Here is a 15,363-nt window from a genome sequence, read left to right as displayed (position 1 = left end):
CGACTGATTCAATCACAGGATTTCCATGTCAGAACCCACTACCCCGAACACATCATCCACCGGCTATAGCGCCGATTCGATCAAGATGCTCAAGGGCCTGGAAGCGGTCCGCAAGCGTCCAGGCATGTACATCGGCGACACATCGGATGGCACCGGCCTGCACCACATGGTCTTCGAGGTGGTGGATAACGCCATTGACGAGGCGCTGGCCGGCTACTGCGACGATATCGTCGTCACCATCCACGCGGACAACAGCATTTCCGTCATGGATAATGGCCGTGGCATCCCCACCGCCATCCACAAAGACGACGAACATCACCGCAGCGCGGCTGAAATCGTCATGACGGAACTGCATGCCGGCGGCAAGTTCGACCAGAATTCCTACAAGGTCTCCGGCGGTCTGCACGGGGTGGGGGTGTCCTGCGTCAACGCCCTGTCCGAATGGCTGCGCCTGACCATCTGGCGCAACGGCCAGGAACACCAGATGGAATTCCGCCGGGGCGAACGCATGGCCCCGCTGGCCGTGACCGGCGACGCCGATCGTACCGGTACCCGGGTCCACTACCTGGCCGATGCGGAAATCTTCAATAACATCGACTACACCTACGAAATCCTGGCGCGCCGCCTGCGCGAACTGTCCTTCCTGAACAACGGCGTCAAGATCCGCCTGGTGGACGAACGCACCGGCCAGGACGAAAACCTGGCCTTCCTGGGCGGGGTCAAAGGCTTCGTCCAGTACATCAACCGCGCCAAGACCCCCCTGCACGAGAACATCTTCGCCGTCTCCACCGAATCGGATGCGGGCGGCGTGCGCGTGGCCGTCGAAGTCGCCATGCAGTGGAACGACAGCTACGCCGAAACCGTGCTGTGCTTCACCAACAACATCCCGCAGCGCGACGGCGGCACCCACCTGACCGGCCTGCGCGCCGCCATGACCCGGGTGCTGAACAAATATATCGCCGACAACGACCTGGCTAAAAAAGCCAAGGTCGACACCGCCGGCGACGATATGCGCGAAGGCCTGGCCTGCGTACTGTCGGTCAAGACTCCGGAACCGAAATTCAGCAGCCAGACCAAAGATAAACTGGTTTCCAGCGAAGTCCGCCCCGCCGTCGAAGACGCCGTCAGCCGCACCCTGGAAACCTGGCTGCTCGAAAACCCCAATGACGCCCGCGCCCTGTGCGCCAAAATCGTCGAAGCCGCCCGCGCCCGCGAAGCCGCCCGCAAGGCCCGCGAAATGACGCGCCGCAAAAGCGTGCTGGAAGGCGCCGGTCTGCCGGGCAAACTGGCCGACTGCCAGGAAAAAGACCCGGCCCTGTCCGAACTCTATATTGTCGAGGGCGATTCCGCCGGCGGTTCGGCCAAACAAGGTCGCGATCGCAAATTCCAGGCCATCCTGCCGCTGCGCGGCAAGGTGCTGAACGTCGAAAAGGCCCGCTTCGACCGCCTGCTGTCCAGCGAACAGATCACCACGCTGATCACCGCGCTGGGCACCAGCATCGGGCCCGATTTCAACATCGAAAAGCTGCGCTACCACCGCATCATCATCATGACTGACGCGGACGTGGACGGCGCTCACATCCGCACCCTGCTGCTGACCCTGTTCTACCGCCAGATGCGCGAATTGGTCGAGCGCGGCTACATCTACATCGCCCAACCGCCGCTCTACAAGGTCAAGGTCGGACGCGAAGAACGCTACCTGAAGGACGACGGCGAAGAAGCCCAGTTCATGCTGCAGCTGGCCCTGAAGGACACCGAACTGGTGACCCGTACCGGCGCCACGCCCATCCGCGACGATGCGCTGATGGACCTGGCTCGCCAGTACGTGCTGGCAGATCACGTGATCGCCCGCCTGTCGCGCATCATGGATACCGAAGCCTTGTCGGCCATGGCCGAAGGCGTGCAGATCAGCCTGGTGGATGAAGCCGCCGCCCGCGCCAGCGCTGCCGCTCTGGAACAGACCCTGCGCGACCCGGAAGCCCCCGACGCCGTCCATGTCGAAGCCCAATACGACGAGATCGAAGAAGCCTGGCGCCTGGCCGTCATCCGCCCCCACTTCGGCAATATGCGTGTCAGCCTGTTCGACCGCAGCTTCGTGCGCGGCGGCGATTACGCCGTGCTGTCCCGCACGGCCAAGATCTTCCTGGATCTGCTGGGCGAAGGCGCCGTCGTGCGCCGAGGCGTCGGCGACAAGGCCAAGGAAAAATCCGTCTCCGACTTCCGCGAAGTCATGCAGTGGCTGCGCACCGAAGCCGAACGCGGCATCAGTAAACAACGCTACAAGGGCCTGGGTGAAATGAATCCCGCACAGCTCTGGGAAACCACCATGGATCCGTCCGTGCGCCGCCTGCTGCGCGTGGAAATCGCAGACGCCATCGCCGCCGACGAAATCTTCGTCACCCTGATGGGCGACAACGTCGAACCACGCCGCGCCTTTATTGAAAAGCACGCACTGCAGGCGGGCAATATCGACGTGTGATGATGTGTTGGATTTCGGAAAAGAGGTCCCACCCTTCATCGTCCTGGACGCCTGCGTGCTGATGTCCACGCTGCAGCGGCAATTGCTGCTGCGCGTGGCCGACCAGGGCGTCTTCCAGCCGGTCTGGACCGAACGCCTCGGCGAGGAATGGCGCCGCAACGCGGCGCGCTTGTGGCAGATTCCACCGGAAACGCTGGCGGAACAATGGGCCGTCATGAACCAACGCTTCCCGGGCGCCCTGGAAACCAACACCGCCCCCTACGAAGTCGGCTTGCGCTACAGCGACCCAAAAGATCTTCACGTGATTGCCGCCGGCCTGGCGCGCAAAGCGCGCTGCGGCTTGCAGCCGCCGCCCGCAGTGCGCGTGATGACCTGGAACCTGAAGGATTTCAATCGATCCGAGTTACGGCGCCAGGGGCTGGATGTGCATACCCCGGATCAATTGCTGGCCGACTGGTGGCGGGCAGAACCTTCGCGCCTGGACGCCGCCGTGCAGGCTGTGGTGGCCGATGCGGCGGCGCTGGGCCGTGCCCCCGAGCCGCTGGCCGATATCCTGCAGCGCGAACGGCTGCTTCGCCTCGCACGGCTGTTGCCCAAGACACAATCGGCCCAACCATGCGCGTCCTGCTGATCGAAGACGACCGCATGATCGGCCAGATCGTCCGCGATGGCCTGCAGGACGCCGCCTACGCCGCCGATTGGGTGCAAAACGGCCAGACCGCGCTCGATACCCTGGCCATGCAGCACTACGATGTGGTGCTGCTGGATCTGGGTCTGCCTGGCAAAGATGGACTGGACGTCCTGGCATCCCTGCGCGCGCACCAGAATCCGGTTCCGGTCCTGATCATCACGGCGCGCGACGCGCTGGACGACCGCCTGCGCGGTCTGGACGCCGGCGCGGATGACTACGTGCTCAAACCCTTTGAGATGGCCGAATTGCTGGCCCGGATGCGCGCCGTCATCCGGCGCCAAAGCGGACAGCCCAGCTCCTCACTCAGCAACGGTATCGTCACGCTGGATCTGCGCACCAAACAGGCAAGCGTCCAAGGCAGCGCATCCCTGCAGCTTTCCGGTCGCGAATTTTCCCTGCTGCAGGCCCTGCTGGCGCAACCCGGCGCCATTCTGTCACGGGCCGAACTCGAGGACCGCCTGTATGGCTGGGGAGAAGAAGTCGAAAGCAACGCCATCGAATTCCTGATTCACGCCTTGCGGCGCAAACTGGGACACGACGTGATCCGTAACGTCAGGGGGGTAGGATGGATGGTCTCAAGAAACGGCTGAATGGTTCTCTGCAATTTCGCCTGTCCTTCACGCTGTCGATCGTCATCGCTGTCATCGCCCTCATCACGGGGGTTTTTTCCTTTTCCTCGACCCTGGAAGAAACCAACGAATTGCAGGACGAGGCGCTCTACCAGATCGCCGAACTGATGGATCAACAGCACCTGATCCTGGCGCCGGACAGCCCATCGACTCGCCTGAGCGACGATGACGACGACTCCCACATCATCATCCAACGCCTGGCGCCATCTGGCAGCACAAATGCCCTGGCGCAGGATCAACATGCCCTGTCATTGCCGCCGGATCTGAATGAGGGGCTGCACACCCTGGTATCGCATGACGATACGTACCGGGTGCTGGTCAAGACATACCCCACGGGCGAACGCATCGCCATCGCTCAGGACACAGATTTTCGCAACAAGATCGCGCGCGAAAGCGCCCTGCGGACCTTGATGCCATTTCTGATTCTGATGCCGATCCTGCTGCTGATCGTCACTTACCTGGTGCGCACGACGTTCACGCCGATTGCCGGACTATCCAGTGAAATTGATCACCGCTCGTTCGAAGACCTGCGCCCTGTGCCGGATCACAGCCTGCCCACGGAAATACGCTCTTTCACCATCGCCATCAATCGCCTGCTGGGCCGGCTGGCCCGGTCCCGCGAAGCTCAGCGCCGCTTCGTTGCCGATGCCGCCCACGAACTGCGATCGCCCATGACGGCGCTGTCGCTTCAGGCCGAACGATTGAACGAATCCACTTTGCCGCCGGACGCCCGCGCGCGGCTGGCGGTCCTGCGACAAGGCATCGAGAGAGGTCGCAAGCTGCTTGATCAGCTGCTTAGCCTGGCCAAGGCGCAATCCGCCGCCGAACCGGCGCCCGCCCCGGTCGCCATCGCCACGCTATACCGCCACGTGCTGGAAGATCTGATTCCACAGGCGCAGGCCAAGCAGGTCGATCTGGGCGTCACGCACATCCCCGATGTCCGAATTCAAGCCAGCGCACTGGACTTGGGCACGCTGATCAGAAACCTGGTCGACAACGCCATCCGCTACACCCCCGCGGGTGGGCGCATTGACCTGTCGGCTCGCATCACAGGCGACATCATCGAATTATGCGTTGCCGATACAGGCCCCGGCATCCCGATCGAAGAAAGAAATCGGGTATTTGATCCCTTCTACCGGATACTGGGCACGGAACAGCTTGGGTCCGGTCTGGGATTGGCCATCGTCAAGACAATCGCCACCCGTCTGGGCGCCGATATCGTATTGGACTTTTCGGATGCTGCCGCCCGGACGGGGCTGACAGTCACGATACGCCTGCAGCAGAAAACACCCGTCTGAACGTTCGCACCCTGGCCGGCGGCAAGTTCAGCCAGGCGTAATGGCTGGGTTCTTCGACAAAACCGGTAAACAGGTCCGCATCGCCGCCCCACAAGGCATACGTGAATTGCACCAGCCGGCCATCCACTGCCAGGCACTGCCGCCATTGCGCCAGGACCGCCTGCACCACATCGGCAGGCAAGGATCTTAACGGCAGACTGGACACCACCGCATCGATGGTTTTGTTGGCCGGCAGCAAGGATTCCAGCTCGACCGCATCGCCGCCAATAATCGTCAAGGCGGGAAAACGGTGCCGCAGATGCTGCACAAAGGAAGGAGACCGTTCCACAATCCACAGACGCCTGGCGGGAATGCCCCGATCCAGCAGCGCCTGCGTCACCGCCCCCGTGCCCGCGCCCAATTCAAGCACCAAGCCATCGCCGGACAAAGGGACTTGTGCCGCCATCTGGCAGGCCAATTGCCGGGAACTCGGCCAGACCGCCCCGACGGATTCAGGATTGTTGAGCAGTTCTTTCAGGAAGAGGCCTGGCGAGACTGTCTGCACCAGCCCCGCCAGCTTGTGCATGTCCGCCTGATAACGAGCCTGGTACTGGCGCAAATTTTGCACCAGCGGAATGGCGCCGATATTTCTGTTCTTTCGCATGCAGGTCCTTGGTGTCCAACGATCAAGAGACTACTCAAGCAAATCTGGCTACAGCTTAGTCAGAACAGAAAAAAGTATACATGCACCCAACCGGCTTGTTGCGCAGCTTCGATGGCTTCAAACACCGGAATCGATAAAAAGTATGGCAGCGCATCTCGCACGGTTTTCCAGACGCCGTGCAGATCCACCGTGACGTGCCCAGGCGATTGCCACAGAGACCATCTGGGCAGGAATTTGGGGACTTGCTTGCAATACGTTGCATAGCGGTCACCAAAGGCCTGCCGCAATAGGATTTCTTCCTCGCCTACGATCCAATGGAAGATCAGCCCCGCCGCTGCTGCCAGGACCAGCCCCACGACCAGGCTGCCGGTCTGCAGACCCATGCCGAAAACAGCCACCATGGAAAAGACATACAAAGGGTTACGGCTGACCGAATACGGGCCTTCGGCCACCAGATCGGCGCCTTTGCGTCCCCCCAGGTAAAGCATGCAGGCGCAGCGCCCCAATACCGCCAGCACCAGCAAGGCAAGCCCCGCCCATTCCAGCCCCTCGTTCACCCAACCGGTCTGCGGCCAGGCAGAACCGATCCAGGGCAGCGCCGCCACGGCCAGGACAGCCAACCCACCCAAGGCGCGCCGACGCTTTACCTGCGCGCCGGCCAGATGCGCCCAACACGCATCCAGCAACGCTTTACCCGCATCGTCCTGATGCAAGCCGGCACTCACGGAAACACTCTTCATCTCGACATCCTGCTCAAACCGGCCAAAACAGCCTATGGCTGACCACAGTACACCGCGATGCTTAGTTGAGCCTTAGAGTAGTCAGGATCGAGACGCTGGCATGATCGGCATAAGCCAAATTGCCGTTCAGAATTCACAGATATTCTGGTGTCTCAAAATGCCTGCATCTAAACGCTTTGAATACAAATTTTCCATCTTAAATCAGGCACTTCAGCATGTCTTGCAGTATAATGGGACATGCTCTCCAGCACCTTTTCCCCTGTCCCTGATCTCTTGTCTGCGGCGCCTGCCGTAGATCTGCGCCGCATCCTTCGCGCTGTCGCCAGTTCGACAGCCATCGAAACCGGCCAGACCATCCAGGAACTCGAATTCCAGCTGCAATCCGACAGCCGCTACTCCGCGCTAGAACTGGCTGCCCCCATTTCCGCCTGATTCCGGCACAATGCGTTCCACCCAGCTTTTCATCGGCTGGTAGTCCCCAGCCAGTCCTCTTTGAATCGCCTGGATATACTGGACTCTGTTCGATTCCAGAACACTGTAATCCAAAGGACCAAATTCTGCCTGAACCGACATGACGTCGGCCAATAAGCGCGATATCCTGCCGTTGCCCTCGCGAAACGGGTGAATCAAAATGAATTCCACATGGGTCAGGGCAATCGCGTCGATCAGATCAGAACGCCGCATGCCAAAGCATGGGGTATAACGAGCCAGATAGCGTCTGTCAAAATCCTCTAACAAGGCAGGGATACGATCCGCCGCCGCAAAGGGAAACCCATCTTTGCTCATGTTGACGGACCGCTCGTAGCCTGCCCAGGCGTAAACGTTTCCCAGCCAGCGCCGGTGCCATTCCCGGATCAGACGGACGGTAATCTGCCCCTGCGGCAGCTGCTGCAAAACATACAAATACAGTTTGCGCAGCAACATCAGTTCCGCATGATTCATATCATCGCGCGCCACGATGCCCAGCTTGTTTCTCAGGACCTCTTCGTCAGATCCTTCCTGGTAGCTGTTCTGCCATCCACTGACCTGATACCTGTTCATCAGACCGTCTCCTGCAACGCACATAAGGCAACCCAGAATATTGCCCATTGTCCTCAATCCCCGCAGGAAGGAAAATAGGGACATGAACCCAACACTTGTCCACACCCTCGCCGAGCAACCTCTGGCCATCATCGGCGACATCCACGGCGAATTCCAGGCCTTGGAAGCCCTGCTGGATCAGCTGGACCAACATCCCCTGCAAAAGAACAGACGTCTGGTCTTCATAGGGGATCTCTGCGACAGGGGTCCCGACAGCGTGGCCGTCATCACGCGAGTACGCGAACTCATCGACCAAGGACGGGCGCTAGCCATCCTGGGCAACCATGAAATCAATCTGCTGGCCAATGACGCCAAAGATGGCTCAGGGTGGTTCTTCGACAGCCGCGAGGCATCCGATATTCCCTACTATGCCCCCTTTAACAGGGCGACCGCCACTCAACGCCCAGAAGTTCGTGATTTCTTTTGCAGCCTTCCACTGGCCATACGCATGCCGGGTCTCAGGATTGTCCATGCGGCCTGGGATCCCGTGGCCATCGATGCCATTGCTCAGGTGCCTTGTGGAAATATCCTGGCGCTCATCCACGAATGGGATCTGCGCATCAAAAAAATGGCGGAAGAAAGCGACTTGAGAGCCCGCTATATAGCCGAACGCGAACGCTGGTCCAAAGAGCTAGAGGATCCGAACAACCCTCCGCCCTATCTGGATGCCGTCGCGGATTTCGAATTCCTGCAGCAGCGCTTCAACCCCATCAAGCGCATGACATCCGGCATCGAATCGCGCAGTGCCCAACCCTTCTATTCCGGTCACCGGTGGCGCTATTCGGATCGCATCGCCTGGTGGGACCAGGATCCAGATCCCACCCCTGTCATCATCGGCCACTACTGGCGGCTGTTCCACCCCCCAAAGAACCCGGACGCCTGGCGATACAGCCGTTTATTCCGGCATATCGCCCCCACCGCCTGGCACGGCGCTCACCGTCAGGCCTACTGCATCGACTATTCCGTGGGCGCCCGCTGGAACGAGCGACGCCAACAGCAAGACGGCAGCGCTACCCAATATCGTCTGGCCGCTCTGCTGTGGCCTGAACGGCAATTAGTCTTTGACGACGGTCAGCAGCTTCCGACGATCTGAAATCCCCGCTCTACTCCCTCCAAAGCCCCCAAAACAGCCTGCACAGACAAGAAAACTACCTGTGGATAAGCAGAGGGAACGCTTCCTGTGCATGTTCTGTGGATAGGCCTTGCACAAACCTGGGTTTCGGAGCAAGGCCGAAAAGTATCCCCAATCGGTTCTCATGCTGAACACAGGGTGGTCCACTCGGAATTTCATCCTAATGCATTGATTTAAAACACAAAATCAACTTATTCCAGTTATCCACAGGCACCCATTAGTCTTATCAGTTAGATATAGAAGATAGAAATAAACATAAGACCTGTCAGCCAACGGGCTAGCGCCGTCTACAAACCCGACAGCCTTTCTACTGCCGCATCCAGGGTGGTATCCTGCTTGGCGAAACACAGCCTCAGCAGATGATGGTTGGCGTTTGGTGACTGGGAATCTGCATAAAACGCGGAAACCGGGATGGTGGCTACGCCTGCTTGCCGCGTCAGGAAAACGGCAAGTTCCTTTTCAGAGAAACCCCCTAGTTCACGCGCATCCACCAGTAGAAAAAAAGTGCCCTCGGCATGTAAAGGCTTCAATTTTGTGGAATGCAGGCCGGAGACCAGACGATCCCGTTTTTTCTGATAGAAAGCAGACAAAGAACGAATGGCTTGTGTCTGTTTCAGATAAGCAGCGATCCCCATTTGAATCGGTGTATTGACGGAATACACGGCGTATTGGTGAACTTTGCGGATTTCTTTGGATATGTCAGTCGGCGCGCAGCAATAACCTATTTTCCATGCAGTGGCGTGCAAGGTTTTAGCGAAGGACGAAACCAGCACGCACCGTGTCGCCAGCATGGGTCTGGATGCCGGACTGACATGACGTTCTCCCTCGAAGACGATATGTTCATATGCCTCATCAGACAAGATCAGGAAATCATGACGCGAAGCAATCTGTTCCAATGCGTCCAGATCTTTTTCCTGCAATATCACACCGGTCGGATTATGCGGAAAATTCAATATCAACAATCGCGTCTTCGAATTGATGGCATCGGAAATGGCGTCCCAGTCGATGGAGAAACTATGTTTTTTCTCTGTCGGGGGAATCATGCCTACCCGGATTGACTGCCCTCCGGCCAATGTCACGACCGGTTCGTATAGATCGTAGGCAGGATCAATCAGAACAACCTCGTCTCCTGGATGAACCAGGGCTAGGATGGTGCTGGTCAATGCTTCTGTTGCGCCAGAGGTCACCGTGATATCCGTATCGACGTCGTAATGACAAGCCTGGTGGGCAATTACCTTGTCGTGGATGACTTGCCGTAGCGCTGGTACCCCTGTCATCGGAGCATATTGATTAGGACCTGACTGAATGGCCTGGCAGACTGCATTCAATAATTCCTGATCTGGCTGATAGTCCGGGAAGCCCTGCCCCAGATTGATTGCCTTGGATTGTTGAGCCAGGTGACTCATTTCGCTGAAGATGGTGTCTCTTACCAAAGGCAGTTTTGATTTTGTATTGGTCATGAATGTTGGATTTAAAATACTGTTTAAGAAAAATCAATAATTTTCTCTGCATCGGATAGCAGTCACGGATACAATCTCTACTAGGGAAAACTATGATTTGACTTTTAATCAAGCGTGGTTATTCTCCCTGTTGCAATGCAATTCAAGCAGCACGCATGTCTCGCAGTAGACTTGCCCTGTCGCTCAGAGCTACTCAGGCACGATCTGTTTCGTTTCGCGTTCTTGATTCATTGTTGTTTTCTTTCTTTTATATTTAGGACGTACCTGATCATGGCTCAAACGGGCAAAGTCAAATGGTTTAATGCTGAAAAAGGTTTCGGCTTCATTACTCCGGATGCTGGCGGTTCTGACGTGTTTGCGCACTTCTCCGCTATCGAAGGCCGCGGCTACCGCAGCCTGAACGAAGGACAAGTTGTTGAATTCGAAGTCAAGGACGGCCCCAAAGGCCCCCAGGCAGCTGAAATCCGACCGCTGTAAGTTTCAATAGCGTTAGGTTTTCAATAAGGCACTCACTGAGTGCCTTTTTCTTTTCCCGGGCAAAGAAGTTGTACGCGGTTTTCCCATACTTGTCCACAGACTTATCCTTCCTAGGGAAATATTTGTTCCACGTGAAACAATGTTATTTGTGGGTGTCTAGAGATCTGGATTCCGGTGATGATGTTTCACGTGGAACATCACTTTATGCGTGAACACTCAACTACTAATATAAAGTTGTTCCACGTGAAACAATGGTCGTTCTCAAAGAGGTGAAGACGTATAATGTCTTCGAGTTCTCCTCTATCTTTCCCCATGAATTACTCCAAAGAATTTGATGTTCTTGTGATTGGCGGCGGCCATGCAGGAACCGAGGCTGCATTGGCAGCTGCTCGTATGGGAGCATCCACGCTTTTGTTGACTCATAACATGGATACGCTGGGTCAGATGTCCTGCAATCCGTCCATTGGTGGGATTGGCAAAGGCCATCTGGTTAAAGAGGTCGATGCCTTGGGCGGAGCGATGGCTTGGGCCACTGATCAAGCAGGCATTCAATTTCGAATTCTGAATCGTTCAAAAGGACCCGCAGTTCGGGCTACCCGTGCTCAGGCAGATCGATCCCTGTATCGCCGGACGATTCGCATGCTATTGCAGAGTCAAAGAAATTTGATGATTTTCCAGCAGTCTGTGGATGATTTGATTCTGGAAGGAGATCGGGTTGTCGGGGCGAAGACGCAGATCGGCCTGGTATTTCGTGCCAAAACCGTCGTGCTGACAGCAGGAACATTTTTAAATGGTCTGATGCATGTAGGTTTGTCACACTATGCGGCTGGCCGGGCAGGGGATCCGCCGGCGACGAGCCTGGGTCAACGACTGAAAGAGTTGCGCTTGCCTCAGGGGCGCTTGAAAACAGGCACGCCGCCGCGGATCGATGCCAAGACCATCGACTTTTCGAAAACGGAAGTTCAGCCAGGGGATCTGGACCCTGTGCCAGTATTCTCGTTTCTAGGTAGTGCAGATATGCACCCGGAACAAGTACCGTGCTGGATTACCCACACCACAGAACAGTCGCATGACATTGTACGTTCCGGCCTGGATCGCTCACCCATGTACAGCGATCAGGGAACGATCGAGGGTATCGGTCCAAGATATTGTCCCTCGATTGAAGATAAGATCCATCGCTTCGCGGATAAAACCAGTCATCAAGTTTTCCTGGAACCAGAAGGGTCGTCTTCGTGTGAGATCTATCCGAATGGGATCTCGACCAGCTTGCCCTTTGATATTCAATATGCTTTGGTCAGAAGTCTTCCGGGTCTGGAGAATGCGCAGATCATGCGCCCAGGCTATGCCATCGAATACGATTATTTCGACCCTCGGCATTTGCATGCCTGGCTAGAGACCAAGGCCATCCGCAATCTATTTTTTGCTGGTCAGATTAACGGCACGACAGGCTATGAAGAAGCGGCTGCCCAGGGTTTGCTGGCCGGCGCCAATGCGGCACTACGTTGCAGAGAACAAGATCCTTGGATCGTGCCTCGGCAGGAAGCCTACCTGGGTGTGCTGGTGGATGATCTAATAACACAAGGTGTTACAGAACCATACAGAATGTTTACGTCGCGGGCGGAATATCGTCTGAGCCTGCGAGAGGACAACGCCGACCAGCGTTTAACGGAAATCGGCCGCAACCTAGGGCTGGTTGACGATACGCGCTGGGATGCTTTCAGCCGCAAACGCGATGCGGTTGCCGCTGAAATTCAGCGTTTGCAGAACACCAGAATCAATCCGACCGTCCTGGGTGCCCATGATCGGGAACGTTTGTCCCTGGTGCATCAGGATCGGCATCCCAGTCTGCTGGATCTGCTAAAGCGCCCGGACGTCAATTACGACCAGCTGATGGCTCTTCACGATGAAAACGGAACAGCGCTAGCCGGCCCCGGCCTGACGCACATGGACCAGATTGAACAGCTGGGCATCCAGGTCAAGTACGCCGGGTATGTAGAACGTCAGCGTGTGGAAATTCAGCGTCAGCGCACACAGGAAAATCAGCAGATCCCGGACGATTTCAATTATGAATTGATCCCTGGTCTGTCCACAGAGGTTCGCCAACGGCTGGAAACTGCACGACCGGCGACCATTGGGCAAGCCGGTCGGGTGTCGGGCGTCACGCCGGCGGCGATATCCTTGCTATTGGTGCATCTGAAGCGAGCTCATCAAGGCCGGAAAGCGGCATGAGTCCCGATTTTTCGCCGTTCAAGGACGATCTGGTCGCAGCCCTGCGGTCCCTTGGGATGTCACAGGACGAGGCGCGGGCGGATCAGTTATTGGCGTATTTGCAGCAACTGCATCGTTGGAACAAGGCCTACAACCTGACGGCGGTGCGCGATCCTGCGGACATGCTGGTGCAGCATGTCTTTGACAGCCTGGCGGTTGTGCCGGAACTGCGCCGCCGCTGCAATGGACGTGATATCAGGGTCGCGGATATGGGGTCCGGGGCTGGTTTACCGGGTATCATTCTGGGCATTTGCCAGCCGGATTGGACAATTTTCTGCGTAGACGCCGTGGGCAAGAAAACGGCCTTCGTCCGCCAGGCAGCCGGGGTGCTAGGTCTGAAAAACGTGCAGGCGGTTCATGGTCGGATCGAATCCTTGGACAGCCTTCAGGCCGATGTGGTGATTTCTCGCGCCTTTGCTTCACTGTGCGATTTCGTCCGGGTTGCAGGGCATCACCGGGCGCCGCAGGGGACGTTGTTGGCCATGAAGGGCCAGTATCCGCACGAGGAATGCCAGGCGCTGGAATCCACCACCGATTGGATCGTGAAATCTTGTATGACGCTGCATGTTCCGGATATGGATGCGCAGCGCTGTCTGCTGGAACTCGGATTGAAGGAATCCCATGACTGTCGATAGCCAGAAACCTGCTGCCCGCATCTTTTGCATCGCCAACCAGAAGGGCGGGGTGGGCAAGACCACCACCGCCATCAATCTATCTGCAGCTCTGGCCTTGCATGGACAGCGCGTCTTGCTGGTAGACCTGGATCCCCAAGGCAATGCGACCATGGGCAGCGGTATCGACAAAAATGCCGCCGCCATCAATCTGTATCAGGTCTTGATCGGCGAGGCCGGGGTTGCGGAAGCGCGGATCCGGTCGGAATCCGGCAATTACGATGTACTGCCTTCCAATCGGGAATTGTCCGGCGCCGAAATCGACCTGGTCGGCATGGATCATCGGGAAATCCAGCTGAAACTGGCTTTGGATCAGGTTGTTCAGGATTACGATTTCATTCTGATCGACTGCCCGCCTACCTTGTCGTTATTGACGCTGAACGGTTTGGCCGGCGCGCATGGGGTCATCATTCCCATGCAGTGTGAATATTTCGCGCTGGAAGGCCTGTCCGATCTGGTCAACACCATCAAGCGCATCTATCGCAATCTGAATCCGGGGCTGGAACTGATCGGCCTGTTGCGCGTCATGTTCGATACCCGGGTCACGCTGCAGCAACAGGTGTCTGAACAACTGGAATCGCATTTCGGCGACAAAGTATTTAAAACCGTCGTACCGCGTAATGTGCGTCTGGCCGAAGCCCCCAGCCACGGCATGCCGGGGGTGATCTACGACAAATCTTCGCGCGGGGCCAAGGCCTATCTGGAATTTGGCGAAGAGCTGATCCTCCGGGTGGGCGGGCGCATTCGCCGCGCTGCCTGACCCTGGCCCACATTGAAAAGGACATTCCCATGGCAACTCGAAAAAAAGGATTGGGCCGCGGCCTGGATGCTCTGCTAGGCGCCGATCGCGGCGCTCTGGACGCGGTCGGCAGTTCTGCTCCGTCCGATGCACCCAACCAGCTGCCGGTCGCTGTCCTGAGAGCCGGTCGTTATCAGCCGCGCACCCGGATGGATGAAGGGGCGCTCAATGACCTGGCCGATTCGATTCGCGTCCAGGGCATCATGCAGCCGATCCTGGTGCGACCGCTGGAATCAGATCCGGGACAGTATGAGATCATTGCCGGCGAGCGCCGTTTTCGCGCCGCTCAGATTGCGGGGCTGACAGAAATCCCCGTACTGGTGCGCCAGGTCGCTGATGAAAATGCGGCAGCCATGGCCTTGATCGAAAACATCCAGCGCGAGGATCTCAATCCCCTGGAAGAAGCCCACGGCGTGCGCCGTTTGCTGGACGAGTTCGGTCTGACGCACGAGCAGGCAGCGACTGCCATTGGCCGCTCGCGTTCCGCCACCAGCAATCTGCTGCGCTTGTTGAATCTGGCCGAACCGGTGCAGACCATGCTGCTGGCCGGTGACATCGACATGGGCCATGCCCGCGCCCTGTTGGCGACCGATGCGGCCCGCCAGATATTGCTGGCCCACGAGGTGATCGCCCGCCGTCTGTCGGTCCGTGAAACCGAAAAAAGAGTCGCTCGCGCCTTGCGCGAGGAAGACGAAGCCATCATTACGCCATCCGGACGCGCCGCCAAGGCAGCCCCGAAACCCGGCGCTGGCGACCTGGGGCGCCTGGAAAAGGCGCTGTCCGATCATCTGGCGACCAAAGTGCGGATCAAATCCGGCGCCCGCAAAGGCGGTCAGTTGGTTATCGACTTTTCCGATTGGGCGCACCTGGATGCTTTGCTGGAACGCCAGGGCTTGGGGCAGGTATTGTCCAACCAGGACCAGAGCGCTTGATGAGCTGATCTGGCCGCCGTTGTGCCGCAGGGGAGTCGTTGTGCCGCAGGTGGGGTAGTTCGTC

General features: G+C 57.8%; 15 protein-coding genes. 11 read left to right on the top strand and 4 right to left on the bottom strand.

What is annotated here, in order from left to right:
• Positions 1-25: 25 nt before the first annotated feature.
• The 4 genes from gyrB to WBF69_RS06880 all read left to right on the top strand — a co-directional run bounded on the left by gyrB (position 26) and on the right by WBF69_RS06880 (position 5,097).
• Positions 26-2,479, top strand: coding sequence for a DNA topoisomerase (ATP-hydrolyzing) subunit B (gene gyrB / locus WBF69_RS06895; protein WP_424262562.1), 2,454 nt, complete (start codon positions 26-28; stop codon positions 2,477-2,479).
• Between the two features lie 61 nt (positions 2,480-2,540).
• Positions 2,541-3,110: a PIN domain-containing protein gene (locus tag WBF69_RS06890; RefSeq protein WP_424262719.1), complete on the top strand. Its 570-nt coding sequence runs from the start codon at positions 2,541-2,543 to the stop codon at positions 3,108-3,110.
• On the top strand, positions 3,095-3,760 hold the full coding sequence (locus WBF69_RS06885) for a response regulator (protein ID WP_424262560.1): 666 nt from the start codon (positions 3,095-3,097) through the stop codon (positions 3,758-3,760). Before WBF69_RS06890 ends, WBF69_RS06885 begins: the two co-directional genes overlap by 16 nt.
• Complete coding sequence (locus tag WBF69_RS06880; RefSeq protein WP_424262558.1) at positions 3,736-5,097, top strand: sensor histidine kinase; 1,362 nt, start codon at positions 3,736-3,738, stop codon at positions 5,095-5,097. The genes WBF69_RS06885 and WBF69_RS06880 overlap by 25 nt, the downstream gene beginning before the upstream one ends.
• Here WBF69_RS06880 and WBF69_RS06875 read toward each other — a convergent pair.
• Complete coding sequence (locus WBF69_RS06875; RefSeq protein ID WP_424262717.1) at positions 5,063-5,662, bottom strand: class I SAM-dependent methyltransferase; 600 nt, start codon at positions 5,660-5,662, stop codon at positions 5,063-5,065. The genes WBF69_RS06880 and WBF69_RS06875 overlap by 35 nt on opposite strands.
• 137 nt (positions 5,663-5,799) lie before the next feature.
• The gene (locus WBF69_RS06870) at positions 5,800-6,480 is read right to left on the bottom strand and encodes a methyltransferase family protein (protein ID WP_424262557.1); all 681 of its coding nucleotides are present in this window, start codon (positions 6,478-6,480) and stop codon (positions 5,800-5,802) included.
• Between the two features lie 237 nt (positions 6,481-6,717).
• On the opposite strand from WBF69_RS06870, the gene WBF69_RS06865 reads away from it, so the two are divergent.
• Positions 6,718-6,912, top strand: a complete 195-nt coding sequence (locus WBF69_RS06865) for a hypothetical protein (protein WP_424262555.1) — start codon at positions 6,718-6,720, stop codon at positions 6,910-6,912.
• Here WBF69_RS06865 and WBF69_RS06860 read toward each other — a convergent pair.
• Complete coding sequence (locus WBF69_RS06860; RefSeq protein WP_424262553.1) at positions 6,883-7,605, bottom strand: Fic/DOC family protein; 723 nt, start codon at positions 7,603-7,605, stop codon at positions 6,883-6,885. The genes WBF69_RS06865 and WBF69_RS06860 overlap by 30 nt on opposite strands.
• Here WBF69_RS06860 and WBF69_RS06855 point away from each other — a divergent pair.
• Positions 7,604-8,653 (top strand): metallophosphoesterase family protein, encoded by a 1,050-nt coding sequence (locus WBF69_RS06855; RefSeq protein ID WP_424262551.1) that lies wholly within the window; start codon positions 7,604-7,606, stop codon positions 8,651-8,653. The two genes, WBF69_RS06860 and WBF69_RS06855, sit on opposite strands and share 2 nt — an antisense overlap.
• Positions 8,654-8,979: 326 nt before the next feature.
• Here WBF69_RS06855 and WBF69_RS06850 read toward each other — a convergent pair whose 3' ends face one another.
• Positions 8,980-10,152: a methionine aminotransferase gene (locus WBF69_RS06850; protein WP_424262549.1), complete on the bottom strand. Its 1,173-nt coding sequence runs from the start codon at positions 10,150-10,152 to the stop codon at positions 8,980-8,982.
• 270 nt (positions 10,153-10,422) lie between these two features.
• On the opposite strand from WBF69_RS06850, the gene WBF69_RS06845 reads away from it, so the two are divergent.
• From WBF69_RS06845 to WBF69_RS06825, 5 genes are all read left to right on the top strand, one after another.
• A complete protein-coding gene (locus WBF69_RS06845) occupies positions 10,423-10,629 on the top strand; it encodes a cold-shock protein (RefSeq protein WP_323018703.1) in 207 nt (68 codons plus the stop codon).
• A gap of 312 nt (positions 10,630-10,941) precedes the next feature.
• Positions 10,942-12,858, top strand: a complete 1,917-nt coding sequence (gene mnmG, locus WBF69_RS06840; protein ID WP_424262547.1) for a tRNA uridine-5-carboxymethylaminomethyl(34) synthesis enzyme MnmG — start codon at positions 10,942-10,944, stop codon at positions 12,856-12,858.
• Positions 12,855-13,532 carry a 16S rRNA (guanine(527)-N(7))-methyltransferase RsmG gene (gene rsmG, locus WBF69_RS06835; RefSeq protein ID WP_424262546.1) on the top strand — a complete coding sequence of 226 codons (678 nt, stop codon included), beginning with the start codon at positions 12,855-12,857 and terminating at the stop codon, positions 13,530-13,532. The genes mnmG and rsmG overlap by 4 nt, the downstream gene beginning before the upstream one ends.
• Positions 13,519-14,328 (top strand): ParA family protein, encoded by an 810-nt coding sequence (locus WBF69_RS06830; RefSeq protein WP_424262544.1) that lies wholly within the window; start codon positions 13,519-13,521, stop codon positions 14,326-14,328. Before rsmG ends, WBF69_RS06830 begins: the two co-directional genes overlap by 14 nt.
• Before the next feature lie 29 nt (positions 14,329-14,357).
• A complete protein-coding gene (locus WBF69_RS06825) occupies positions 14,358-15,299 on the top strand; it encodes a ParB/RepB/Spo0J family partition protein (RefSeq protein WP_424262542.1) in 942 nt (313 codons plus the stop codon).
• Positions 15,300-15,363 lie beyond the last annotated feature (64 nt).

It is taken from the genome of Castellaniella sp. (assembly GCF_049673105.1).
In the GTDB taxonomy this organism is placed as follows: domain Bacteria; phylum Pseudomonadota; class Gammaproteobacteria; order Burkholderiales; family Burkholderiaceae_B; genus Castellaniella.
This window is presented reverse-complemented; position numbering and strand designations above follow the sequence as displayed.

Bases quoted from the DNA above. Each gene is read 5' to 3' on its own strand.
- gyrB (WP_424262562.1), top strand. From the start codon at position 26: ATGTCAGAACCCACTACCCCGAACACATCATCCACCGGCTATAGCGCC.
- WBF69_RS06890 (WP_424262719.1), top strand. From the start codon at position 2,541: ATGTCCACGCTGCAGCGGCAATTGCTGCTGCGCGTGGCCGACCAGGGC.
- WBF69_RS06885 (WP_424262560.1), top strand. From the start codon at position 3,095: ATGCGCGTCCTGCTGATCGAAGACGACCGCATGATCGGCCAGATCGTC.
- WBF69_RS06880 (WP_424262558.1), top strand. From the start codon at position 3,736: ATGGATGGTCTCAAGAAACGGCTGAATGGTTCTCTGCAATTTCGCCTG.
- WBF69_RS06875 (WP_424262717.1), bottom strand. From the start codon at position 5,662: ATGCACAAGCTGGCGGGGCTGGTGCAGACAGTCTCGCCAGGCCTCTTC.
- WBF69_RS06870 (WP_424262557.1), bottom strand. From the start codon at position 6,480: ATGAAGAGTGTTTCCGTGAGTGCCGGCTTGCATCAGGACGATGCGGGT.
- WBF69_RS06865 (WP_424262555.1), top strand. From the start codon at position 6,718: ATGCTCTCCAGCACCTTTTCCCCTGTCCCTGATCTCTTGTCTGCGGCG.
- WBF69_RS06855 (WP_424262551.1), top strand. From the start codon at position 7,604: ATGAACCCAACACTTGTCCACACCCTCGCCGAGCAACCTCTGGCCATC.
- WBF69_RS06860 (WP_424262553.1), bottom strand. From the start codon at position 7,605: ATGTCCCTATTTTCCTTCCTGCGGGGATTGAGGACAATGGGCAATATT.
- WBF69_RS06850 (WP_424262549.1), bottom strand. From the start codon at position 10,152: ATGACCAATACAAAATCAAAACTGCCTTTGGTAAGAGACACCATCTTC.
- WBF69_RS06845 (WP_323018703.1), top strand. From the start codon at position 10,423: ATGGCTCAAACGGGCAAAGTCAAATGGTTTAATGCTGAAAAAGGTTTC.
- mnmG (WP_424262547.1), top strand. From the start codon at position 10,942: ATGAATTACTCCAAAGAATTTGATGTTCTTGTGATTGGCGGCGGCCAT.
- rsmG (WP_424262546.1), top strand. From the start codon at position 12,855: ATGAGTCCCGATTTTTCGCCGTTCAAGGACGATCTGGTCGCAGCCCTG.
- WBF69_RS06830 (WP_424262544.1), top strand. From the start codon at position 13,519: ATGACTGTCGATAGCCAGAAACCTGCTGCCCGCATCTTTTGCATCGCC.
- WBF69_RS06825 (WP_424262542.1), top strand. From the start codon at position 14,358: ATGGCAACTCGAAAAAAAGGATTGGGCCGCGGCCTGGATGCTCTGCTA.